The 23,237-nt window shown below is 65.1% G+C and carries 23 protein-coding genes and 1 riboswitch; of the genes, 12 read left to right on the plus strand and 11 right to left on the minus strand.

Features of this window, described 5'->3' with window-relative positions; genetic code table 11:
• Positions 1–12: 12 nt before the first annotated feature.
• The 5 genes from ABLE43_RS19385 (at position 13) to ABLE43_RS19405 (ending at position 7,874) form a co-directional block, all read left to right on the plus strand.
• A protein-coding gene (locus ABLE43_RS19385) for an IS5 family transposase (RefSeq protein WP_348979808.1) occupies positions 13–770 on the plus strand; the annotation gives its coding sequence in 2 pieces (ribosomal slippage) (positions 13–346 and positions 346–770; 759 coding nt in all).
• Positions 771–1,700: 930 nt separating this feature from the next.
• Positions 1,701–2,918, plus strand: coding sequence for a TolC family protein (locus tag ABLE43_RS19390; RefSeq protein WP_018251210.1), 1,218 nt, complete (start codon positions 1,701–1,703; stop codon positions 2,916–2,918).
• The gene (locus tag ABLE43_RS19395) at positions 2,915–4,414 is read left to right on the plus strand and encodes an efflux RND transporter periplasmic adaptor subunit (protein ID WP_043060764.1); all 1,500 of its coding nucleotides are present in this window, start codon (positions 2,915–2,917) and stop codon (positions 4,412–4,414) included. The genes ABLE43_RS19390 and ABLE43_RS19395 overlap by 4 nt, the downstream gene beginning before the upstream one ends.
• Complete coding sequence (locus ABLE43_RS19400; RefSeq protein WP_018251208.1) at positions 4,411–7,548, plus strand: efflux RND transporter permease subunit; 3,138 nt, start codon at positions 4,411–4,413, stop codon at positions 7,546–7,548. Before ABLE43_RS19395 ends, ABLE43_RS19400 begins: the two co-directional genes overlap by 4 nt.
• Positions 7,548–7,874 (plus strand): copper-binding protein, encoded by a 327-nt coding sequence (locus ABLE43_RS19405; protein ID WP_017980774.1) that lies wholly within the window; start codon positions 7,548–7,550, stop codon positions 7,872–7,874. The genes ABLE43_RS19400 and ABLE43_RS19405 overlap by 1 nt, the downstream gene beginning before the upstream one ends.
• 21 nt (positions 7,875–7,895) lie before the next feature.
• Here ABLE43_RS19405 and ABLE43_RS19410 read toward each other — a convergent pair whose 3' ends face one another.
• Positions 7,896–8,663, minus strand: coding sequence for a glutaredoxin family protein (locus tag ABLE43_RS19410; RefSeq protein ID WP_125960891.1), 768 nt, complete (start codon positions 8,661–8,663; stop codon positions 7,896–7,898).
• A 63-nt stretch (positions 8,664–8,726) separates the two neighbouring features.
• Between ABLE43_RS19410 and ABLE43_RS19415 the strand changes: the two genes are divergently transcribed.
• On the plus strand, positions 8,727–9,131 hold the full coding sequence (locus ABLE43_RS19415; RefSeq protein WP_017980772.1) for a MerR family transcriptional regulator: 405 nt from the start codon (positions 8,727–8,729) through the stop codon (positions 9,129–9,131).
• On the opposite strand, the gene dmeF is transcribed toward ABLE43_RS19415, so the two are convergent.
• The 6 genes from dmeF to ABLE43_RS19450 form a co-directional block, all read right to left on the minus strand.
• Positions 9,128–10,072, minus strand: a complete 945-nt coding sequence (gene dmeF / locus ABLE43_RS19420) for a CDF family Co(II)/Ni(II) efflux transporter DmeF (RefSeq protein ID WP_017980771.1) — start codon at positions 10,070–10,072, stop codon at positions 9,128–9,130. The genes ABLE43_RS19415 and dmeF overlap by 4 nt on opposite strands.
• A 10-nt stretch (positions 10,073–10,082) precedes the next feature.
• On the minus strand, positions 10,083–10,358 hold the full coding sequence (locus ABLE43_RS19425) for a metal/formaldehyde-sensitive transcriptional repressor (RefSeq protein ID WP_081609170.1): 276 nt from the start codon (positions 10,356–10,358) through the stop codon (positions 10,083–10,085).
• 134 nt (positions 10,359–10,492) lie between these two features.
• Entirely contained in the window at positions 10,493–10,975 is a 483-nt protein-coding gene (locus ABLE43_RS19430; RefSeq protein WP_125960890.1) for a hypothetical protein, read from the minus strand.
• Positions 10,976–10,987: 12 nt separating this feature from the next.
• Positions 10,988–12,223, minus strand: a complete 1,236-nt coding sequence (locus tag ABLE43_RS19435) for a molybdopterin-dependent oxidoreductase (protein ID WP_125960889.1) — start codon at positions 12,221–12,223, stop codon at positions 10,988–10,990.
• A gap of 89 nt (positions 12,224–12,312) precedes the next feature.
• On the minus strand, positions 12,313–13,464 hold the full coding sequence (locus tag ABLE43_RS19445; protein WP_125960888.1) for a TDT family transporter: 1,152 nt from the start codon (positions 13,462–13,464) through the stop codon (positions 12,313–12,315).
• Positions 13,461–14,333 carry a LysR family transcriptional regulator gene (locus ABLE43_RS19450; protein ID WP_058733710.1) on the minus strand — a complete coding sequence of 291 codons (873 nt, stop codon included), beginning with the start codon at positions 14,331–14,333 and terminating at the stop codon, positions 13,461–13,463. The genes ABLE43_RS19445 and ABLE43_RS19450 overlap by 4 nt, the downstream gene beginning before the upstream one ends.
• Before the next feature lie 146 nt (positions 14,334–14,479).
• Between ABLE43_RS19450 and ABLE43_RS19455 the strand changes: the two genes are divergently transcribed.
• Both ABLE43_RS19455 and ABLE43_RS19460 read left to right on the plus strand, forming a co-directional pair.
• Positions 14,480–15,547: a molybdopterin-dependent oxidoreductase gene (locus ABLE43_RS19455; protein WP_058733711.1), complete on the plus strand. Its 1,068-nt coding sequence runs from the start codon at positions 14,480–14,482 to the stop codon at positions 15,545–15,547.
• The gene (locus tag ABLE43_RS19460) at positions 15,544–16,056 is read left to right on the plus strand and encodes an MgtC/SapB family protein (protein ID WP_058733712.1); all 513 of its coding nucleotides are present in this window, start codon (positions 15,544–15,546) and stop codon (positions 16,054–16,056) included. Before ABLE43_RS19455 ends, ABLE43_RS19460 begins: the two co-directional genes overlap by 4 nt.
• Before the next feature lie 51 nt (positions 16,057–16,107).
• On the opposite strand, the gene ABLE43_RS19465 is transcribed toward ABLE43_RS19460, so the two are convergent.
• Genes ABLE43_RS19465 through ABLE43_RS19480 form a run of 4 tightly spaced genes read right to left on the minus strand, consistent with a single transcriptional unit; the run spans position 16,108 to position 19,192 of the window.
• Positions 16,108–16,878, minus strand: a complete 771-nt coding sequence (locus tag ABLE43_RS19465; RefSeq protein WP_007406229.1) for an anti-sigma factor family protein — start codon at positions 16,876–16,878, stop codon at positions 16,108–16,110.
• Positions 16,875–17,384, minus strand: coding sequence for an RNA polymerase sigma factor (locus tag ABLE43_RS19470; RefSeq protein WP_007406239.1), 510 nt, complete (start codon positions 17,382–17,384; stop codon positions 16,875–16,877). The genes ABLE43_RS19465 and ABLE43_RS19470 overlap by 4 nt, the downstream gene beginning before the upstream one ends.
• Before the next feature lies 1 nt (position 17,385).
• Positions 17,386–18,789 carry a beta-propeller fold lactonase family protein gene (locus ABLE43_RS19475; protein ID WP_348979813.1) on the minus strand — a complete coding sequence of 468 codons (1,404 nt, stop codon included), beginning with the start codon at positions 18,787–18,789 and terminating at the stop codon, positions 17,386–17,388.
• A 37-nt stretch (positions 18,790–18,826) separates the two neighbouring features.
• Positions 18,827–19,192 (minus strand): DUF305 domain-containing protein, encoded by a 366-nt coding sequence (locus ABLE43_RS19480; RefSeq protein WP_219994278.1) that lies wholly within the window; start codon positions 19,190–19,192, stop codon positions 18,827–18,829.
• Positions 19,193–19,355: 163 nt separating this feature from the next.
• Positions 19,356–19,432: riboswitch (Fluoride riboswitch) on the plus strand.
• Positions 19,433–19,455: 23 nt separating this feature from the next.
• Here ABLE43_RS19480 and ABLE43_RS19485 point away from each other — a divergent pair.
• The 4 genes from ABLE43_RS19485 (at position 19,456) to ABLE43_RS19500 (ending at position 22,764) form a co-directional block, all read left to right on the plus strand.
• The gene (locus tag ABLE43_RS19485; RefSeq protein ID WP_042489218.1) at positions 19,456–20,814 is read left to right on the plus strand and encodes a voltage-gated chloride channel family protein; all 1,359 of its coding nucleotides are present in this window, start codon (positions 19,456–19,458) and stop codon (positions 20,812–20,814) included.
• Between the two features lie 25 nt (positions 20,815–20,839).
• Positions 20,840–21,223 (plus strand): DUF190 domain-containing protein, encoded by a 384-nt coding sequence (locus ABLE43_RS19490; RefSeq protein WP_007406288.1) that lies wholly within the window; start codon positions 20,840–20,842, stop codon positions 21,221–21,223.
• 555 nt (positions 21,224–21,778) lie between these two features.
• Positions 21,779–22,450 (plus strand): hypothetical protein, encoded by a 672-nt coding sequence (locus ABLE43_RS19495; RefSeq protein ID WP_348979810.1) that lies wholly within the window; start codon positions 21,779–21,781, stop codon positions 22,448–22,450.
• Complete coding sequence (locus tag ABLE43_RS19500; RefSeq protein WP_348979811.1) at positions 22,447–22,764, plus strand: hypothetical protein; 318 nt, start codon at positions 22,447–22,449, stop codon at positions 22,762–22,764. Before ABLE43_RS19495 ends, ABLE43_RS19500 begins: the two co-directional genes overlap by 4 nt.
• Positions 22,765–23,237 lie beyond the last annotated feature (473 nt).

The following is a 23,237-nucleotide window of genomic DNA, read 5'->3' on the forward strand; positions in this document are numbered from 1 at the left end:
GAGGAGACCTGGATGAGCAACCTGTTTTGGCTGACGGATGAGCAGATCGAGCGGCTGCGGCCGTTCTTTCCCAAGAGCCACGGCAGACCGAGGGTGGACGACCGACGGGTGCTGAGCGGCATCGTGTTCGTCAACCGCAATGGGCTGCGCTGGCGAGATGCTCCCAGCGACTATGGCCCGCACAAGACGCTGTACAACCGTTGGAAGCGTTGGGGCGCGGCGGGCGTGTTCACACGAATGATGGAAGGCTTGGCTGCCGCTGACGCCGAGCCGACGACGGTCATGATCGACGCGACCTACCTGAAGGCGCACCGCACGGCATCGAGCCTGCGGGTTAAAAAGGGGATCTTGGTCGGCTGATCGGGCGCACCAAAGGCGGCATGAACACCAAGCTCCACGCCGTCGCCGACGCGAACGGACGCCCCTTGAGCTTCTTCATGACCGCGGGCCAGGTCAGCGACTACACCGGTGCTGCAGCGCTGCTCGATGACATGCCAAAGGCGCAGTGGCTGCTGGGCGACCGCGGCTACGACGCAGACTGGTTCAGGGACGCTCTCCAGGCCAAGGGCATAAAGCCCTGCATCCCGGGTCGGCGATCCCGCAACGAGCCCGTCAGCTATGACAAGCGCCGCTACCGGCGCCGCAGCCGCATCGAGATCATGTTCGGCCGCCTGAAGGACTGGCGGCGTGTTGCCACCCGCTATGATCGCTGCCCAACGGCCTTCTTCTCCGCCGTCGCCCTCGCCGCCACCGTCATCTTCTGGCTGTGATCAACGAGTCCTGACCCTAGCCACGGCGCCTAAACGACAGGTTGTCTTGTGAGCGGCAAATCTTCCCCGGCGCTTCATGCCGGCACTACGGCACCCGGCAAACCACCCGTATTGACCTCGGCGTTGACAATTGGGATAGTATCCGGGTGTTGAAAGCTCGTCTTTCTCTCTTGCTTCTTGTTGGAGCGTTGCTTGGCCTTTTGGGCCAAGGAATTGCGTATGCGGCCGGCCCATCGCTCTCACCCAAGATGGCGATGAGCCATGTCACCCCATCCCGCATGGATTGCGCGGGTATGGCGACCCCGGATCCGTCATCGGAACACCCATGCAAAGGACTGACGCTGGCGTGTATCGCCCAAATGGGATGCGTTGTTCCCATGACGTTTGAGGAGCCGGCAAGAGTGCTGAAGCGCTCGATCGCATCTCAAATCGTTATCTGGCCTGCCAGCCGGGCACTTGCCGGCCTCAACGTCGCTCCCGAGCCCGAACCGCCTACCGTTTGATCGAGTCAAGCCGTGTCAGGCTGCAGCCGTTCGCCGGTTGCGGCTCTGCCGATTTTAAATCTCGATCAAATTGGAAAGTGACATGAAAACGTTCATCTTGGCGGTATTTGCCGCTAGCCTCGCCGCGTCGGCAGCGACGGCGGCCACATCTGAAAATAAAAGCAATGGTCATTGGGAGTGGCGTTCCAATTACCAGCCGGGCCCGCGGGCGCCGCTTCAAGCCCCACGTCGCGTATGGGTTACGGACGTTCCCCAGTCGAGCGCCTGCGTGTGCCCGATGATGGAACGCGGTCGCGACGCCTGCATGTCAATGAAGGGCGGCCAGTCAACTTAAGCTGGCGAGCCTGAACAGGTGCCGGGCTCCGATCAACCATTTGGAGCCCGGCCATCATTATGACATGGAGGGACTAGAGGGATGCGCGCATCCATGATGCTCGCGGTCGCCGCGCTCACGACGAGCGCCGCGCACGCGCAGACACTTACCTATGACCAAGCGCTGCGCGATGCGGTTGCCAACGCCCCGGGAGCGGTTGCCGGTCGCGCGGGGGTCAGCGCCGCCCAAGCCGATGCACGTGCGGCGGGAAGCCTTCCGGACCCCCGTGTGTCGATCGGAATCGAGAATTATCCTGTCTCTGGGCCACCCGCCTTCTCCCTATCCAGAGACGACATGACGATGGGGCGTGTCGGTTTCCAACAGGACCTACCCAACCTTGCCAAGCGTCATGCCGCGCAAGCGCAGGCACGCGCCGTGATCGCAACGGCAGAAGCATCGCAAGCGACCAAGCTCCGGGAGGTGCGATTGGGAGCGGGGCAGGCATGGATCGACCTTGCTTATGCCGAGCGTCGACTAGCTGCCCTCGACACCGTTCTGCTATTCCTTCGATCTCTCCCTTCCGCTGCGCGGGCCGCCGTGACGACCGGTTCGGTCCGCCCTGGTCAGACACTGACGACCGATCAGGAGATCGCGGCACTCGACGACCGCCGCGACGAGTTGATGGCCGCCGTTGCGCGCGCCCGCGCGATGCTGGCTCGCTGGACCGGCGTATCGGCGCCCGAGATTGCCGGCGATATGCCCGCGATCGATCTGGCTCCGGCGCGGCTGCGGGACGCGCTCAGCCTTCACTCCGACATGGTTCTCGCCGAGGCCGGTATTCAGCGCGCCCAGGCCGACGTGGATGCGGCGCGAGCGGAGAAGCGACCCGATTGGGGGGTAGAGGTAGCTTATCAACGCCGTGACCCCCGGTATGGCGACATGGTGTCGGCGGGAGTTTCGATGAGCCTGCCGCTGTTCGCTCGATCGCGTCAGAACCCGCGCATCGAAGCCCGCAAATCCGCACAGGCGCAGGCCGAGGCCGCGCGCGAAGAAACCCGGCGCACATTGGCAGCCGATCTGGAGGCCGCGCTGGCGGACCACCAAATGCATCACAGCCAATGGCAGCGCGCGCGCGACGTGCTCCTTCCGCTCGCTCGGAAGCGAGCCGATCTGGAGATAGCGAGCTACTCTGCCGGTCGCGCGAGTCTTGCGGATGCCATCGAAGCCAAGACCGCGCTCGCCGACGCCGAGCTGACCGTGCTCGACCGTGAGGCGCTCGTCGCCGCAGACTCTGTCCGCCTCACCATTACCTTCGGGAGCGCCGATCGATGAGCGACACTACCATTACCCGCGCCCGCCTTGTCACCGCGGTAAGCGCGCTGGTGCTGGTCGCAGGGGGCGTGGGCTTCGGGCTCGCGAAACTTGGCACGTCCTCGGCTGCCGATCAAACGGCATCCCCAGCCCCGCAGAAGAAGATCCTCTACTGGTATGATCCGATGATCCCGGGGGAGCGGCACGACGGCCCGGGTCTCTCGTCGATGAGGATGAAACTGATCCCCCGCTATGCCGACGAGGGCGCAGGCGGTAGCGCCGCACCGGGCGTAGCGATCGATCCGGCCAGCCTCCAGCGGCTCGGCGCGCGGATCGTCACGGTCGAACGCGGATCGTTGTCAAACTCGGCCTCGGCAACCGGCAGCATCGAGTTCAATGACCGCAACGTTGCGGTCGTGCAGGCACGCAGCGGCGGCTTCGTTCAGCGCGTCTATGCGCGCGCGCCAGGCGATGTCGTGCCGGCAGGCGCCCCGCTCGCCGATATCCTTGTGCCCGAATGGGCGGGCGCGCAGGCGGAGTATCTCGCCGTGCGCCGCACCGGGGATGCCGGGCTCACGCGGGCGGCACGAGAGCGCCTGTTGCTTCTCGGGATGCCCGCCGGATCGATTGCATCGGCGGAGTGGCGCGGCCGACCGCAAGGTGTGACGACGATCAGCACGCCCGTGGGGGGCGTCATCAAGACGCTCGGCGTCCGACAGGGGATGACGGTCGCGCAAGGACAGACACTGGCGGAGGTGAACGGCCTCGCCACCGTGTGGCTGAACGCGGCTGTCCCTGAGGCCCTCGCAGGAAACCTGCGGATCGGCACGCCCGTCATCGCCACGCTGGCGGCTTTCCCGGGCGAAAGCTTCAGGGGCCGCATCGCTGCGATCCTGCCCCAGGCCGAGGCAGCGAGCCGCACGCTCACAATCCGCGTCGAGCTCCCCAACCGTGCCGGCCGGTTGCGCCCCGGTATGTTCGCCAGCGTGGCGCTCGACCAGGGGAGCCGCGATGCACTCCTTGTTCCGAGTGAGGCCGTGATCCGGACCGGCCGGCGCACACTCGTCATGTTGGCAGGGCCGGGTGGACGCTTTCGACCCGCCGAGGTTCGCACTGGCGCAGAAGGCGGCGGCAAAACCGAGATAGTCGCCGGCCTGACCGAGGGTGAGAAGGTTGTCGCGTCGGGCCAGTTCCTGATCGACTCCGAAGCGAGCCTCGCTGGCCTCGATGCGCGTCCGATTGGTGTCGAAGCGTCACCCGCAACAAAGCCGGCCGTGAAACCCACCGCGTCGATCTACGAGACGGTCGGCAGCATCGAGGCGATCGATCGCAGTTCCGTCACCCTGTCCCATCAGCCCGTTCCGGCGATCGGCTGGCCGGCCATGACAATGACGTTCCGCGTCGCCGATCCCGCGTTGGTGCGTGGGTATCGCAAGGGTGAGCGGGTGCGGTTCGGCTTTGATCAACCCGCCGATGGTCCAACGCTGCGCCGCATGACGCGCGAGGCTGGGCGATGATTGCCGCGATCATCCGCTGGTCGGTCGCGAACCGCTTCCTCGTCGTCCTGGCGGCCATCGCGCTCGCCATGGCCGGGGTGTTCGCAATGCGTGCCACCCCCGTCGATGCGCTCCCCGACCTGTCCGACACGCAGGTCATCATCCGCACGAGCTGGCCGGGCCAAGCCCCGCAGATCGTCGAGAACCAGGTGACGTATCCGCTCACCACGACGATGCTGTCCGTGCCTGGCGCGAAAACCGTGCGCGGCTATTCGTTCTTCGGCGACAGCTACGTCTATGTCCTCTTCGAGGATGGGACCGACCTCTATTGGGCGCGCTCACGCGTGCTGGAGTATCTGAGCCAGGTGCAGGGACGGCTTCCCCAAGGCGCGCAGGCCGCGCTGGGTCCTGATGCGACGGGGGTCGGCTGGGTCTATGAATACACGCTGTTGGACCGCACCGGCCGCCGTGACCTGTCGCAGCTCCGATCCTTGCAGGACTGGTTCCTACGTTATGAACTGAAAACGCTGCCCGGCGTTGCGGAGGTGGCGAGCATCGGCGGAATGGTGAAGCAATATCAGGTGCTGCTCGACCCGACGCGGCTCGCCGCATTCGGTGTCACGCACACTCAGGCCGTCGATGCCATTCGCCGCGCCAATCAGGAGGCCGGCGGGTCCGTCCTCGAGCTGGGCGAAGCCGAATATATGGTGCGCGCGTCAGGTTACTTGCGCACCGTCGACGATTTCCGCGCGATCCCGCTCAAGGTCGCCGGTGCCGGCGTCCCCGTTACCTTGGGCGACGTCGCGTCGATCCAGATCGGCCCCGAGATGCGCCGCGGCATCGCCGAGCTGAACGGCGAAGGCGAGGTCGCGGGCGGAGTCGTCATCCTGCGTCAGGGCAAGAATGCACGGCAGACGATCGAAGCCGTCAAGGCCAAGCTCGCGGAACTGAAAGCGAGCCTTCCCCCCGGCGTCGAGATCGTCACCACCTATGACCGCTCGCAATTGATCGACCGCGCGGTGGAGAATTTGACGGGCAAGCTGATCGAGGAGTTCGTCGTCGTCGCGATCATCTGCGGGTTGTTTCTGTGGCATGTCCGGTCTGCGCTGGTCGCGATCGTCACCTTGCCTCTGGGGGTGCTCGCGGCCTTGCTCGTCATGCGTGTGCAGGGGGTGAACGCCAACATCATGTCTTTGGGCGGTATCGCCATCGCGATCGGCGCGATGGTCGATGCCGCGATCGTGATGATCGAGAACGCGCACAAGCGGATCGAGCGATGGGAACACGACCATCCGGGCGTGGCGCTGGCGGGCGAGGAACGCTGGCGCGTCATCACCGAGGCCGCGGCCGAGGTCGGGCCGGCGCTGTTCTTCAGCCTCGTCATCATCACGCTGTCGTTCGTGCCGGTGTTCACGCTCGAAGCGCAGGAGGGACGGCTGTTCGCCCCGCTCGCCTTCACCAAGAGCTATGCGATGGCGGCAGCGGCGATCCTGTCGGTAACGCTCGTGCCGGTCCTGATGGGATGGCTGATCCGGGGACGCATTCCGGCCGAGAACGACAACATTATCAACCGCGTGCTCACCCGTGCCTATCGCCCGGCGCTCGACCGCGTGTTGGCGCGGCCTTGGGCGGCGATCGGCATCGCCGCCCTGGTACTGGCGACGACGGCATGGCCGCTGACCCGATTGGGTGGCGAGTTCATCCCGACGATGGATGAGGGCGATCTGCTCTACATGCCGTCCGCGCTTCCCGGCCTTTCGGCCGCGAGCGCCTCGGCCCTGCTCCAGCGCACAGACCGGCTGATAAAAACCGTTCCCGAGGTCAAAACCGTGTTCGGCAAAGCCGGGCGCGCCGAGACCGCGACCGACCCGGCACCGCTCGAGATGTTCGAGACGACCATCCAATTCAAGCCGCGCGATCAATGGCGCGCGGGGATGACGCCGGCAAAGCTGGTGGAGGAGCTGGACCGCACAGTGCGCGTGCCCGGCCTCACGAACGTATGGGTGCCTCCGATCCGCAATCGGATCGATATGCTCGCGACCGGCATCAAGAGTCCCATCGGGGTGAAAGTGTCGGGGTCCAACCTCTCCGAGCTGGACCGCATCGCCGGCAGCATCGAACGTGTCGCCAGGACCGTGCCGGGCGTCAGCTCGGCATTGGCAGAACGGTTGACCGGAGGCCGCTATGTCGATGTCGATATCGATCGGGTGACCGCGGGGCGCTACGGTCTCAACATCGCCGATGTGCAGGAGATTGTGTCCGGCGCGATCGGCGGCGAGACGATCGGCCAGACGGTGGAGGGCCTTGCCCGCTACCCGATCAGCGTCCGCTACCCCCGCGAGCTGCGTGACAGTCTGGAGGGACTGCGAACTCTCCCAATCGTCACCGCATCGGGTCAGCAGATCACACTCGGCACCGTCGCATCCGTGTCGATCGCGGAAGGTCCACCGATGCTCAAGACGGAAAATGGTCGACTCTCGACATGGGTCTATGTCGACGTGCGCGGGCGCGACCTGGCCTCCACGGTCGCCGATCTGCGCCGTGCTGTTGGCAAAGATGTTCGGCTCAGCCCCGGCGTCTCGATCGCCTATTCCGGACAATTCGAGTATCTGCAGCGTGCCGAGGCTCGGTTGATGCTCGTCGTGCCGGCGACACTCGCGATCATCTTCCTTCTCCTCTACCTTACCTTCGGTCGCCTCGACGAGGCGGCGCTTATCATGGGCACACTGCCCTTCGCGCTGACCGGCGGCATCTGGACATTATGGCTGCTCGGCTATGCGCAATCGGTCGCCACAGGTGTCGGGTTCATCGCGCTCGCCGGCGTGTCGGCGGAGTTCGGCGTCGTCATGCTGATCTACCTGAAACACGCATTGGCCGAGCGCGGGCCGTCACCGTCGGGCGAGCAAGTATCGGAAGCGATCAGGGAGGGCGCGCTGTTGCGGGTACGTCCCAAGGCGATGACCGTCGCTGTCATCGTCGCCGGGCTGTTCCCCGTGCTGATCGGGCATGGCGCCGGATCGGAGGTGATGAGCCGGATCGCCGCGCCGATGATCGGTGGAATGCTGACCGCCCCTTTCCTCTCCATGTTCATCCTGCCAGCCGCCTACTTGCTCTTGCGGCGGCGAGCTTCAACCCGCCCCGAAAGGAAGATCTGATGAAAGCCACTTTCTCCATGCGCGCCGCATTCATGCTACTAGTCACGCCGATCGCAGCGAGCGCTCTTGCTCAAGGCAGCAGGCCGGCTGCATCGGCTGTAAAATCCGGCAGCGGATCGGGGACGATCACTGCCGTCGACGCGAAAGGTGGAACCGTAACCATCAAGCACGGCCCGATCCCGACGATCGGCTGGCCCGCAATGACGATGACCTTCCGGGCATCCCCCCCGACCCTGCTCAAGGGACTGCGGTCGGGGCAGCGGGTCGCATTCACCGCCAAGGCGAAGGGTATGACGGCAGAAGTTACGGCGATCAGCCCGCATTGACGACGCGTGCCGACCTTCGCGTCAGTGCGCCATCGCCAGCACGGGCGGCGCAGCGATCATCCACAGCGCCATCGCGACCATCATCAGGTTTTCGGTGAGCGAGATGAAGCCGAGCGGCACGTTGCTGTCCCCGCCCACGCACGCGCATTTCAGCTCACGCTTGTCGATGTAGACGGCCTTGAACACCGACACCGCGCCGATCGTACCGATAACGAGCGCGACGGGCACCGACAGCCAGGTCAACGCGCCGGCTGCCATCAGGACGCCCGCCGCTCCTTCCGCGTAGGGATAGACATAGGAATAGGGCACCCAGCGCTTCGCGAGCAGATCGTAGTTGAGGAACATGCTCGAGAAGCTCTCGACGTTCTGGAGCTTGAGCATCGCCAGAGCGCACATCGAGAACGCGATGAACCATTCACCCGCCCGCACCGTGAAGGGCGTGCCGAGTACCGCATAGCTGGCGGCGAGCGCCATCAGCGCCGTCATCGCGAACACGGCAATCACCGGGCGATAGGTGACGGCCTTGGGGTCGCGGACCATCTTGCCGAAGAAGCGGCGCAGATCGTCATAGCCGCCGACCCGCTCCCCGGCGATAAAGATCTGCGGGGTCGTCTTGACGCCGTGCGTCGCCTTGAAAGCGTCGGTTTCTTCCCGCGTCATCAGCCAATGGTCATCGACCGCATAGCCTTCCCGGCGCAGAAGATCCTTCGCCTTCAGCCCGAAAGGGCAGGTATGTTCCGGCATCACCATCCGGTAGATCGTCGCCTGTTTGGCGGGGGCGCTCGCCATGCCGCTTCTCCAATATCCTCGCCCCGCCTATATAGGGTCCGTACCATAGTACGGAGTCAAGGCATGACCGGCATGACGATCGCGGCGCTCGCGCGCGAGGGCGGCGTCGGCGTCGAAACGGTGCGCTACTATCAGCGTCGCGGTTTGCTGGACGAGCCAGACCGGCCGACCGGGGCTGGCGCCGGAGGCGGCATCCGGCGCTACGGCACCGATGACGCCCGCCGCCTTCGCTTCATCCGCTCGGCGCAGGCAGCCGGTTTCACGCTCGAGCAGATCGGTGAGCTTCTGGCGCTGGATGCGACCGACGATCGCGCCCGCGCGCGCCAGCTCGCGGGCGAGCGCATTGCCGAACTGGATGCGAAGATCGAGGAGCTTGAGCGGGTGCGCGCCTCGCTTCGCCGGCTCGCACATGAATGCGGGTCAGGAGCGGAGGGACCATGCCCGATCCTGACCGCCTTCGAGGGCTAGCGGCACTCGACGGTCAGGTGCGCGATTTCATGAACCGGTGCGAGGCGGGCGCGGATATCGTCGCCGGTCACGCCCTGCCCGCCTACGACGCTGACGATCGCGGCGTGGGCTTCCGGACCGACGCGCCAGACATGAAGATCGGTGATACGCGCGTCGCCTGGCGCCTCGACCAACTCGCGCACTTCCTCCTCTACATGATGATCGGTCGCATCGAGCAACACGGACGCCGTGTCGCGCATCAGCGTCCATGACCAGCGCGCGATGACGATCGCACCGACGATGCCCATCACCGGATCCATCCACACCCAGCCGAGATAGCGGCCCGCCAGCAGCGCGGCGATGGCGAGAACCGAGGTGAGCGCGTCGGCCAGGACATGGACATAGGCGGAGCGCATGTTGTTGTCACCGCCATGCGCGCCGTGCGCATGCCCGTGCCCGTGATGGTGGTCATGCCCGTGATGATGGTCGTGCCCGTGATGGTGCCCGCCCGAGAGCAGGAAGGCGCAGGCGATGTTCACGCCCAGACCGACCACCGCGATGAGCGTCGCTTCCCCGAATGCGACCGTGATCGGCTGAAACAGGCGAAGGATGGACTCGACACCGATCCCGAGCGCGATCAGGCCCAGCACCATCGCCGACGCGAACCCGGCCAGGTCGCCGACCTTGCCCGTGCCGAAGCTATAGGCCCGGCTGGAGGCATGGCGCTTGGCATAGGCGTAAGCGGCCGCGGCGACCCCGAGCGCGCCCGCGTGTGTCGCCATGTGAAAGCCATCGGCGAGCAGCGCCATCGAGCCGGTCAGATAACCGGCGATGATCTCCACCACCATCATCCCGGCGGTAAGCGCCACGACCCACAGGGTCCGGCGGGCATTGTCGTCGTGCGCCGCGCCCAGGAATACATGGTCGTGCGTGAAGGCGTCGATTTCGGGCAAAGCCGCCATGAAAAGCGTCCTATTTGGCGTAGCGGCGGATCACCGCCAGCAGTTCTTCGGCACCTGCCGCCCGCTCGGCATCATCGAGGCCGGGCCGCGACACATGCGCTTCGAGGTGTTCGGCGATAATCTCGTCCATGAGGCCATTCACCGCCCCGCGCACGGCGGCAACCAGATGGAGCACGTCGGAACACGACGAGTCCGATTGAAGTGCTCGCTCGACCGCGCCGACTTGTCCGGCGATGCGACGAACGCGGGCGACCAGATCGACATTGGTTTGAGACAAATGTGACATAGGATACCCCCCTAGCCTATAGGCCAGTAAACAGCAAGTCGGTGTCAAAACCGTCCGTGGCTGTTGAAAAAGTCCTACTGAAGGCTGCCGATCGTCTGTCGAAATCGCCTTTTTAGGTTATGCGAGAGGTTTGCTTATCCGGTTCCACCTGAGACATCAGGAGCCACCTTGGGGTCGGGATCCTGTGCCTTGCCGGTTGCGGGTGCCGCTTTCTGGCTCGGCATAGCGATGAGATAAGCAACGATCGCGTCGACGTCCTTTTCGGCCACCGGCGCCTTGTACACCTCACGCATCTTGGTGACGGTCGCCTTCCACTGATCCACCGATAGCGCAGGCTGAGTTAGCGCCATGCTGGCCGAGTGGCACGAAGTGCAGTTGGCGTTGATGACGTCGGCGTGCGGACCATCGGGGTAGGTAGCGTCATCGACCGGCAGGTCGACGCTGGTCGAGGCGAGCGAAAAGCCGCGGGCTGAGACGCTGGTGGGCGGTGCCGGCTCGGATGTCTCGGAGATCGGGGCAGGCGCCTTGCGGCTGCTCGGCGCCCCGATCGAGACGAGGATAATGCCGGTCAGGCCGATCAGGCCAGCAGCCATGATGCCGGGAGACGGGGTCTTCATGCTACTCGCTCCTCAGGCCGCGATGATGGTGGTGGTCTCGATATTGCCGCGCATGAACCCGCCCGGGTTCCAGATCGGCTTCATCGGCTGGGCGACACCGTTGGTGTTCCAGCAGCGCACCATGATCGGGTTGGCACCGCGTCGCAGCGGCACGCGACCATCCCACCGACGGAAGCTGTACCTGCCCTCGTCCGCTCCGAGCGTCGTCCTGTACCAGGTGCGGCCTCCGTCCGACGACACATCGACCTTGGCGACGCCGCAGTCGCCGCCCATCGCGATGCCGCCGACCGGGATCGATGCCTCATAGGCTATCGTCTGGCCATCGGGCAGGCTGGTCATCCAGCTGCGCGGGATCATGCGGTTGATGGGGACAGTCGGGAAGTCTCTGGCGCCGGGCGCGACATTCGCGCCCGGCGTCGCGGGGATCTTGTAGGCCTTGGCCATCCAATACTGGTCGTCGGGGCCGGGCAGTACCTCGATCGAGTTCAGCATCTTGACCCAATAGGTCGAGTACCAGCCCGGCACGATCAGCCGGCAGGGAAAGCCATTGAGGAGCGGCAGCTGCTCGCCGTTCATGCCGAAGGCGATCATCACTTCGCCGTCGCGGGCATGGTCGATGTCGAGCGCCTTCTCAAAGTCAGGGGCGCCCGCCACGACCGGTTGATCGAGCGCACCGAAGCGCACCTGCACCGCGCCTGTCTTGACCCCGGCGAGGTCGAGCACGTCGCGCAGGCGCACACCGAGCCATTTGGCATTGCCCATCGCGCCGTTGCCCCATTGCGCGCCGGCAACACGTGGCTGGAACAGCCCACGGCTGTTTCCCGAGCATTGGTTGACCGCCGCCATCTCGACCCGCGGCAGGCGCAGCAGCTGGGCGAGGCTGATCGACAGCGGTCGGTTGACGTGGCCGAAGACGTTGAGGCGGAAAGTCTCGACATCGATCGAGGTCGGGATGTCGGCCCAGTGCCAGCGGACGAAGAACTGGTCGTTGGGCGTGAACACCGACTTGTCGAACACGTCCATCGGCGTTTCCAGCAAGGGCGGATGGACACGCTGGAGGATCATGCTGCCCTTGCCGGGAAAGGCGCTGGTCATCGGCCGTTCGGCATTGCCGCCAGGCAGCTTCAGGTCGACGAGCTGCTGCGCCAGTGCCGGCGCGGCGGCAAGGCCGGCGGTACCGAGCGCGGCATGCCTGAGAAAGCGGCGACGGCTGGTCTCACTCGCCAGTCCGGCGTCGAAATTGTACATGACAAGGCTCTCCTGTGGCCAGCCACGCTGGCGGATCGAAGGGGCGTTTCGCAAGTGATCGGACCGACTGATCCGATCATCATGGCGGATCAGTTCGGGGTGGCGATGCAGGGTGAGACGAACAGGTTGCCGCGCCATGCGCCGGCCAGCGTCTTGGCGCCGACGAGCAGCCACATCGCCGCAAGCGCAACCGTCAGCACCGTGCCGACGAAACCGAAGAAACCGAGGTTCAGCGTCGTGCCTAGGCGGAAGGTGGCGACGGTGTAGACGCCGAGCGGAAAGGTATAGCCCCACCAGCCCAGGTTGAACGGGACGCCGGCGCGCCAGTAGCGGATGGTGATAAGCGTCGCGAGCGCCAGCCACCACAGGCCGAAGCCCCACAGGCAGAGTCCGGCCACAACGCCGATCCCTTCCGCGACGGTACCGACACCGGCCAGCCCGTGCGCCGCGAGGATCGCCGGCGCGTCCGCCCCGAGCACCAGCATGCCCAGAGCACCCGTGCCGATCGGTCCCAGCGCCAGCCAGGAGGATGCCGCCATGCTTTCATGCGGCAACTTATGGAGTGCCATGCGCAGGATGAGGATGGCGAGGATGCCAAACGCGACCGGCACCGAATAGGCCCACAGCACATAGGAGGTCGCAAGCGTGACTAGCTGCGCGTGGGGATCGGCCAGATGCGGCGCGAGCAGCCCGCCGCTGGCACCCGCCACTTCGGCAGCGACGACCGGCAGCAGCCATACCGCGGTCATGCCGTCCAGGCTATGCTCGTGGCGGGTGAACATCAGGTACGGGATCAGCACGCCGCAGGCGAGCGACATGGCGACGTCGATCCACCACAAGACCTGCGCGACCGGTACGATGCCATTCCCGAACCGCGCGATGCCGAAGGCGAGGCAGCCGTTGATGATTGTCGCCAGCCCCATCGGGATGGTCCCGATGAACATCGACACGGTGTTGTGCCCGAAGATGCGCCGCGCCTCATGCCCGAACATCACCCAGCGCGCGCCATAGAGGCCGGCGAACAGCGCGAAGAGTGCGATGTTGAAGAACCACAACACCTCGCCGAATGGCTTCAGCGAGGGTCCAATGCCGGGTACCTGCGGCAGTGCGAGCGCGAGGATGCCCGTGCCCATCGTCGCGGCGAACCAGTTGGGCGTGAACTGGCGGATCATCTCGCGGGGGTGATCGAGCCGGCTGAGCGGCTTGAGGCCGCTCAGAACGGAGTGCGTGTCGGCAGTCATGCGACCTGCTCCTTGATGAGGTCCGTCAGCGCGTCGGCCGCGCGGGTGCGATAGCGTTCCTTGTGGCGCAGCGCGTGAAAGGCGCGGTCGGGCAGCCCGAGCGGCAGCTCGACAAGGTCACCGGCCTTGAGCGCACGAGCTACGACCAATCGCGACAAGACGGCAACGCCGGCACCGGCCTCGACCGCGGTACGCACCGCCTCGTTGGACGGCAGCGTCATCGCTATCGTCAGCTGGGCCGGATCAAACCCGCGCGTTCGCAGCACGTCCTCGAAGGTCGAGCGCGTACCGGATCCCAGCTCACGGACGATCCAGCGTTCAGTGCGCAGCCAGGCCTCGTCGACACGTTCGGCGTCCTCGCGGCCGACCAGCACCATCGGATCACGCCCGACAGTCCAGTGGGCGAGTGCCGGTTCGTCCACCTCGCCCTCGACAAAGCCGAGTTCCGCCGCGCCGCTCAGGACCTGCGCTGCCGCACCTTCGGTGTTGTCGATCGCGAGCTCAACCGCGATCTGCGGGTGGCGTTCGTGGAAGGCGGCGAGCTTTGCCGGCAACCAGTAGCTCGCGATCGTCTGGCTGGCGACGATCCGCAATGAACCACGGGCAAGCCCGGCATAGTCCGCCAGCATCGTCTCGGCATGCGCTGCCCGCCCCAGCACCGCGCGCGCTTCCTCCAGAAAGCCGCGGCCTGCTTCGGTCAGCTGGATGCCACGCCCGACGCGGTGAAACAGAGGAACCCCGTAGCGCGCTTCGAGGGCAGCAATCGCGCCGGAGGCAGCAGACTGCGTGACGTTCAGCACCTCCGCTGCCTTGGTGACGTGTTCGCGCTCCGCGACACCGACGAATATTCTGAGCTGCTCCAGGGTCATGCAGCTTATATCGCGCAATCTGATCGATACGACCAACCGTTTGATCTGCTCATTCCAATCTGGATATCGGAACGATCGGCAGCCTTTCGTCTGTGATGGTCTTGAAGACTTGAAGCGATCCGCGCGCTTGCGGCGTTTGTTCGTCCATGACCGATATGATCGAGCGCAAATCCGATCCCTACAACGCCGAGCCGACGCCCAGTGCGTTGATCGAGCGGTTCCTGACGCCGCAGGCGCTGTTCTACGTGCGCAGCCACGGGCCAGTGCCGGATCTGCCCGCCAATCATCGGATCGAGGTGAGCGGGACGGGCATGGCGAGCCGCTCTTTCTCGGTAGAGGAACTGAAAGCTACGTTCCCCACGCGGACGGTGACGGCAGTTCTCCAGTGCGCCGGCAACCGGCGCACTGACCTCCAGCAGGTCGGAAAAACGTCGGGTGATCCTTGGGATGTCGGCGCGATCGGCAATGCAGAGTGGACCGGCGTACGCCTGGCCGATGTGCTCGATGCGGTCGGCGCACCTGATGCGTCCGACCTGTTCGTGGCGTTCACCGGCGCGGACGAGGTGGACGTGGAGGGCGAGGAAGCCTTGTTCGGGGTATCGATCGCCATGAGCAAGGCGCGGCAGCCCGACGTCCTCCTCGTCTGGGCGATGAACGGCGAGCCGCTGACGCCCGAACACGGCGCACCGCTCCGCATGGTGGTGCCGGGCTATGCCGGCGTGCGCAGCGCCAAATGGCTGACACGGATCGAGGTGCGAGACATGCCTTCCGACGCACCGATCCAGGCGCACGACTACAAGCTGTTTCCCGCCGATGTGACGAGCGACACCGTCGACTGGAGCCGGGGTCTGACCATCAATGCCATGCCGCTCAACGCCGCGATCTGCGTGCCCGGCTCTGGCGAAAGCCTGCCGGCCGGGGAGGTGCGGATCGAGGGCTATGCCATCGCCTATGATCGCCGCGTCTCTCGGGTCGAAGTGTCGGTAAACGGTGGTCGCGAGTGGCAACAGGCGACGTTCGCCGATGATCCGGAGACGCACTGGGGTTGGCGGCGCTGGACCCTCGACGCCACGCTTGCCAAAGGTCGCCAGCACCTTGTCGTGCGCGCCTTCGACGGGGCTGGACAGGGACAGCCCGAACGGCCGGACACGATGTGGAACTTCGCCGGATATCTGTGCACCGCCTGGCATCACGTCCACGTGCTGGTCGAATGATCGAAGCGTCAGCGGCATCGGACATCGGCTTCTGGATCGATGCGATCGGGCGGCTGGTGGTGGCGACCGCGGCCGGGATGGTGCTCGGCTGGGAACGCTCGCGCGAGAACCGGCAGATCATGGGCTTGCGAACGCTGGGTCTGGTCGGTCTGGCGAGCTGCATCGCCGTGCAGGCGGTCGTGCATAGTGGCCTGCCAAATGTAAACGCCGACGCCGCAGGACGGGCGATGCAGGGCATTCTGACAGGCGTCGGTTTCATCGGTGCCGGCGCGGTGCTGCGGGTCGGCCAGGGTCAGGAAGTGCATGGATTGGCGACCGCCGCGTGCATCTGGGTGACGGCCACGATCGGCGCGGCAGCGGGGTTGGCAGTGTGGCCGCTCATCATCGGCGGGGTGAGCCTTGCAATGCTCGTCCTGTTCGTCGGTGCGCCGCTGGAACGCCGCATCCGCGAGCGGGCTCGCCGGACGCCGGCCGAGGCCGACAGGAAGGACGTCGAGCGCAAGCCGTGATCCCGCTGGATCGCCCGGTGCCTGTCGGCGTCGGGAAGCGGCAAGGTGCAATCAGGACACCAGCGCCGCATCGGCCTGGCGCCGGACCTCGTCGGCGATCGGATGCAACTCGGCCGCGGGTCGCTCGCCCACCACACTATAGCCGATCCCATCAACCGCCCATGTGACCCGGCCCATGGTCCCGCTGGACGTGCTGGTCATGCTCGCGGTCTTGTCGATCTGCATGGGCCTCGTCAGCACCGCAAGTTTCGACGCTTGCGGTCCGTCGTAGAGGAGCAGTGCCGCAGGGCCGTGGGGCGTCGCGACCAGTCGCCCCCCGCCATAGCGATAGCCGGCCGTGCTGAGGTCCGGGATCGTGACGCGCTCACCCAATCGAGCGGAGGTCCATCGGATCAGCATGGCGCGCTGGTCGGGGCCGATCTCCGCCGGTCGTATCCGGTCGGCGGCATAGACACGGAAATTATCACTCGCCTCGTTGGCCAGCGCCGCGATGCCCGCGCGGGGTTCGCCGCTCCACCGCGCGCTCGACCAGCCACCGCCAAACCCCAACGCCAGCAGAAGTGACGCGGCGATGGCGAGCTGCCAACGCGGTTGCCGTTGCCGTCCCCTGATCGCTGCCACGCGCATCGTCGCCGGGATCGGTTCATCCGCGACGGGGGCGAACAGGGATGCAAGGGCTCGCGCCTGCTCCGCCTGCTCTCGCACACGGGCATGCACGTCCGGCTGGCCTTCAAGATAGGCGTCGACCAGGCGCTGCCGCTCGGGCGACAGCCTGCCATCGATCCATGCGGCCAGATCGTCCTCGCCGATCGGGCTGGTCATTGCACGCTCCTCAATCGCGGCCGTTCACCCTCCCGGAGGAGGGTCGCCAGACGGTCGCGCCCCCGCGATATGCGCGACATTACCGTGCCCAGCGGCACGCCGACTACGGCAGCGACCTCCGCATAGGGCAGGCCCTCGACCGAGACCAGGAGCAGCACCGTTCGCTGTTCTTCAGGCAACGCATCAAGCGCGCGCAGCAGGTCGCGGTGGTGCAGGCCTGTGTCCTGATCGGCCGGGCGGCCGAGCGCGGCGTCGTCCACGAGGTGGAGCGGAACCGCCGTACCTCGCCGGCTATGCTGCCGCTGATGATCGACCAACAAATTGTGCAGGATCGCATAGACCCACGGGCGGACCTCCGCACCCCGTCGCTGTCGCCAGCGCCCGACCGCGCGCTCCAGGCAATCCTGCACCACGTCATCCGCCATCACCCGGTCGCGCAACCACGACCGGGCATAGCGGCGCAGCCCGGGGATCAGCGGTTCGATCGCGGCGGCAAGCGGGTCCATCTCAGTCGCGCTGCACCTGCACGATGCGCCCCGGCGCGCCGTTCACCACCTCCGCAACCGCCAGAAAGCGCCGGGGTGTCGCGGTGCTGCCCTGAACGATCTGGCGGATCGGACCCGATGCGTTGACGATCGCCGCACCTGCCGGGTTGCTCATGAAGTTCGCAAGCGGCTCTACAGCGCCGCTGCCGTCCGCATTGGCGGTCAGTACGAGCATGTAAGGCTTCTTGGGCTGCAAACCGGTAACGGCACTCTGCACGACCTGAATGATGCCCTGGTCGAAGAGGGTGATGCTGCTTGCCGTACCTTTGCCGCCAATCGGCCCCATGGTCAGATGCAGCGCCTTGCCCGCTGTGCCGAGCGGCTGGAGATTGTCGGTGCCGGGGCCTGTCGGAACTGCGTTCGACACATAGGCGATCGCCTGCGGTGCCTGTCCGACCGGCACGGTAGCGACGACCGTGTTGCCGGCAGTGTCGATCGCGGCCAGCTCATCGGAATTCTCTAGCCCGACATAAACGCGCCGGCCGTCGCCCGATGGCCAAACACCGTGCGGCATCTTGCCGACCGGAATTGTTGCCACCGGCGTGAAGTCGGACGTGCGGAACACCTTGACCACATTCTCTCCGCCGACCGTCACATACGCGAACTGCCCCTTGGCCGTGCGGGCGAAATTGACATGGTTCGTGATAGGCCCGGTATCCAGCACCTTCAGGATCGCGAAGGGTGGCCGAGCATCGAATGCGACCGTCTTGCCGATGTCCTTCAGCGTAAACCACACTTGCTTGCCGTCCGGCGTCGCGGCGATGTTGGGGCAGAAGGGGCTTGGCTGCGCCACCTGTCCGACCTGCGCGTGGGTCGCGACATCGAACACAGCCAATACCGGATTGAACGAAGAGCAGACATAGCCGTACCGGCCATCGGGAGAGAAGATCGTCATGCCCGGACCACCGGGCGTCTTGATGCGCCCCGTCTCCTTGTACGTCGTGGGGTCGAGCACGGCGATATAATCCTCGCCGCGGACCGTGACCCACACCTCCTTGCCGTCCGGCGTGAAGAACGCCTCGTGCGGACTGCGCCCGACATAGGTCGTGTGCTTGACGGTGTTGGTGGCGGTGTCGATCCACGACACGGCGTTCGATCCGATCGACACGACCGCCAAGGTCTTCCCGTCCGGCGAGAAGCCCAGGCCGTGAACCAGCACCTGTCCCTTGTAGAGCGGGGAGAAGTTCATCGGCTGGGGATCGCCGAGTTTGATGACGCCGAGCAGCCGGTTGTCGGCCGGGTCGGTCACCGACACCGTGTTGGAGAATTGTTCAGACGCATAGACGCGGTCGCGGTGGCTGACGGGCATGTCCTTAGCGTTCCACGGCGCCTGCTGGGCCATGGCGAGGCCCGGTGCGGCGCTCATCAGCAAGGCGGCCGAGCGCAGGATGGTCCGGATCATGTCAGTGCTCCATAGGGCTATGGTGGTCGCCGCCCTGCGTCGGGGCTGGCGTCGAAGGCGGTAGCGGCTGGCCGATCGCCAGCTTCATGGCGGCGATCTCCTGCTGCTGATCGATGATGATTTCCTGCGCGATGCGCTTGAGCTGCTCGTTATGGCCGTAGCGCAGCTCCGCCACCGCCATATCGATGGCACCCTGATGATGCGGAAGCATCATCGCCACGAAGTCGCGGTCGACGTCACCGGACGGCTTGACCATCATGCCCGCCATCATCCGGTCCATCGCGACAGACATCATGGTAGCGTAGCCATCGGCGGGGGCGGCCGCGACTGCGCCGGTAAGTAGGGCCGAAGCCGTCAGACCCAGCATCCAATCTCGTCTACGCATAAGCCTCCAGCGCATCGGTCTCGAAAGCGTAGACGATGCTCGTCGGGGTTTATTCCGTGGCCAAAGCCATTTTATCGGTCCTCACCAAAACGATAGTCTCATGCTTCTGCGGTTGGTTGACCGGGTCGCGGTCGGACAGCATATGCGCAGGCACGGCGATGGATTTCCGCCGGGCCATTCGGTCGAACCGCCCTCGCAAGGGCCGATGATTCCTACCAGGCGCCGCAAGGCAGCAAGGAGGAATCGTGCGCGCGACATTTCGCAATCTCTATGACCAGTTCAACATGGCAGCGTTCATTCGCGATCGCCGCACCCATGCCACGTCGGTACTGCGGTGGGCTTTGATCCTGGTCCCGATGGCCGCAGCGGTGGGAACGCTCTGCGCGGCCTTCCTGCGGAGCCTCGACGCCGTAACCCGGCTTCGCTTCGCCTTTCCCTGGCTGCTCTACCTGCTGCCGATCGGCGGGTTCGTGGTCGGACTGCTCTACCATCTGACAGGGCGCTCGGTCGAAGGCGGCAACAACCTCATCGTCGAGCAAATCCACGAACCGGGGGGCGGCGTGCCGCTGCGCATGGCTCCGCTCATCTTCTTCGGCACGGTCGTGACACATCTGTTCGGGGGATCGGCGGGACGTGAAGGCACCGCCGTGCAGTTGGGCGGCAGTCTTGCCAGCGGGTTTGGACGCGCGCTCAGATTGGATGCGGAAGCGACACGCACCCTCCTTATGACCGGGATCGCGGCTGGGTTCGGCGCGGTCTTCGGGACGCCGATTGCGGGCGCGGTCTTTGCACTGGAGGTGCTGGCGATCGGTCGGGTCGAGTATCGCGCGCTGGTGCCATGCCTGGTCGCGGCGCTGGTCGGTGACTGGACCTGTCTTGCCTGGGGCATTCATCACGGCGTCTACCATGTCGATGCGCTGGTGCCGGTCGACGCGCTGCTCGTCGCCAAGGCCGGTGTCGCCGGCATTGCCTTCGGTCTGACCGGGCTGACCTTTGCCGAGGCCAATCACGCGCTGGGCGGATGGTTGAAGCGCGTGATCCCCTATGGCCCACTACGACCCGTTATCGGCGGGCTGGCCGTGATTGCGCTGGTCTGGCTGCTCGGAACCCGCGACTATCTTGGCCTGGGTACGCTCGCCGCGACACCGGACAGCCTGACCATCGCCAGCTTCTTTGGTCCCGATACGCACTCGTGGAGCTGGGCGCTGAAGCTGCTCTTTACCGTCGTGACCCTGAGCGCGGGCTTCAAGGGGGGCGAGGTCACGCCGCTGTTCTTTATCGGCGCGGCGCTCGGCAATGCGCTCGCGCCGATGTTCGGAGTACCGTCGGGGCTATTCGCAGCGATCGGCTTCGTCGCGCTGTTCGCGGGCGCGGCCAACACACCGCTGGCTTGCACGTTCATGGGGATCGAGTTGTTCGGCGCGGCCTATGCGGTGCCGATCGCAGTCGCGTGCTTCGTCGCCTACCTCTGCTCAGGCCACAACGGCATCTACCTGTCGCAGCGCGTCGCTGTGCCAAAGGTACCTGCCGCACACCTCACACCCGACGCGACCCTGCGCGATGCCCGCACGCACCGCGCTTCTCGCCGGCGCACGCGCGCCTGATCCTGTTTCCTGTCGAAAGCCCGTCATGCCCAATCGTTTCACCGTCCATCACCGCGAAGTCGGGATGCTGCGCATCTATCTGAAACCGTCCGACAAGATCGGCCCGCGTCGCTTCTGGGGGGCAAAGCCGCTCTATCGCGAGCTGATTCGCACCGCGAAGGCGGACGGCATCATCAACGCCGTCGCGCAAAATACCCATTACGGCTTCAGCAATCACGAACCGATCCGGGAGAACGGCTCGGAAATTGCCGATCCGCATCTGACGATCTGTGTCGAACTGGTCGGCGATCGCGATCAGCTCGACCTCTTCTGTCGCCGGCATGGAGATCTGATCGGCGACAAGGTGATCGTCTACAAACGACTGGAGCATTGGACTATCACGCGCAAAACTGAGCTAACCAGAGCCTGATCGGCGTTCCCGTAAAGGAAGGTTCAGAGGGACAGCAAATGCATGCTCAGTCTCCGATGCGCTTAGGTTTGAGCCGTTTTCCCAAAACCTGTTCCCGATTGCATTATCTCGAAACGGTCGGTTGGACACGGAGAAACGGGACTGCTGCGAGTGGTGTGACTGCCGGTTTGGATATATCCGGACGATCCACCTAGCGGCCGGGATCGGGTTCGGAACCCCCAAGCAGCCGTTCGGCTGAGACGACCCATTTCCGGACGTTCAGACCGCCTTCCCAGCTGCTCAATTTCAGACATTCATTCATCGCGCTCGGTCGACCAACCTCGATGGCGAGAGCTGGGACAAAGCACTCGGCGCGCTTTTGACGGGCGACTTGAGCTTAGCTCCCTGCCAAGATTCGCGATTGGAAACGGGCGGCTTCCGGCCAGCTGTGGTCTTGCAGCCTTGGTATCGTTCACCTGACAAGAGCCGATGCCCCCGCTATGCTATAATGATGACATTTGCTCCTATCCAGATCGCATTAAGATCGACGGCTCAACCGTGAAGGCGCCACGCCGGGTGACGGCCGCATGGGGGGCGCTGACGCTGGCAGCGCTCGCAGCGGTGCCGGCCGCAAGCGCTCCTCCTGCCACCCACTCGCTCGTCATCCAGTCCAGCGAGGCACTCCAACTCGCCCCGAAGGACGACAACGAATGGTACGAGAAGGGCGTGTGGCCGCTTGTCGGAGCCGGACTGACGCTCGCAATCACCAACGCGATCGCGCTCTGGATCGTGCATCTCCAAGCCGGCAAGACGTTCAAGGCTGCCCTTAAGCAGCGCAAGATCGACCAGCTCTCCGCGTCGCTCAGCGAATTCTACAACCCGCTGCTGGCGCTGATCGACATCAACGCCGAGATTTTCGAGAAGACGAGCAGGAAGACTTGGCCGGAAGATGAGGCCGGCCGAGAGGCTGCAGCGCTCGTCTGGGCGGAGACGAAAAAGAAGGTGCTCGCCAACAACGTCGTGATAGAGACAATCCTGCGAACGAAGACGCATCTCATGTCGGAAACCGACTCGCTCGCCTCGTATCAGTCGCTGCTGCTGCACGTCGCGATGTATGAGACTTTCCAAACTGTGCAGACTGACCTCTACAAAAAGTTCATGTTTCCGGCCTCGATCCGAGGTCACCTCGTTAACCAGCGATCCACTGTCCTGTCAGCCTATTACGAAGCCTCGGGAGACAAGATTTGAGCACTAATTGGCTGCGGACCAAGATCGACGAGGAGAGTGACGCGGCGTGCGACGGCGGAGACCCCATCCTGACGATCACGTTTCAGGGTGGGGAGGAGCGCGTCTATTGCCCTAATTCCAGCGAGTATAATGTTGATAGCGACGTCGTGGAGAAGGCTCGCGAGCTTGGCGCGACGATCATTGCCTACTCGAATACCTGGAGCGGCGCGACCGTCGAGGCGAAGGCCTACGGTCGCGCGAACGGCGTCTCCGTGATGCCCTACGGCCAGTTCTTCGCCTATTTGAAGCGCAAGGGTGTCGGGTTCGCCGAATGAGAGCTTGGCTTCGCAACGCACTGGCACCAGTCCAGGGTGATCTGTCAGCCGCCTTTCTTTTCGGCTCCGTGCTGGACTTGGACGCTCATCCGGCGGATGTCGATTTGGTGCTGGTCGCCATCGATGGAGCTGGCGAGCCCGGGTGGCGTCGGGTGCGAACGCTTCGGACGGCGATCGCGCCCGCGTTCTCACGGGCGTTTGGCTTGCCCCTCTCTGGGATGGTGCTCACTCCCTCCGAATGGCGCGAGATCGATGGTACGATTGTCCGCGAGCGCGAGCCGGTTCTAGGCGACTAGCCCGCGCCGGAGGGCGCGGGGCGGGCTGGTCAATCGCTCGGGATGCAGATCGCCTGTAAGCGTGGCCTGAGGGCCGCCTTGCCCGTTTGGCCGTAGCCGGGATGCTTATCGTCTTTGACGAGGGCGCGGGCGGTGCGGGAAGTTTTCGGTTCTGAGACTGGTCGTACGAGCGCTCGT

This window comes from Sphingomonas silueang (assembly GCF_040049155.1).
GTDB lineage: Bacteria > Pseudomonadota > Alphaproteobacteria > Sphingomonadales > Sphingomonadaceae > Sphingomonas > Sphingomonas silueang.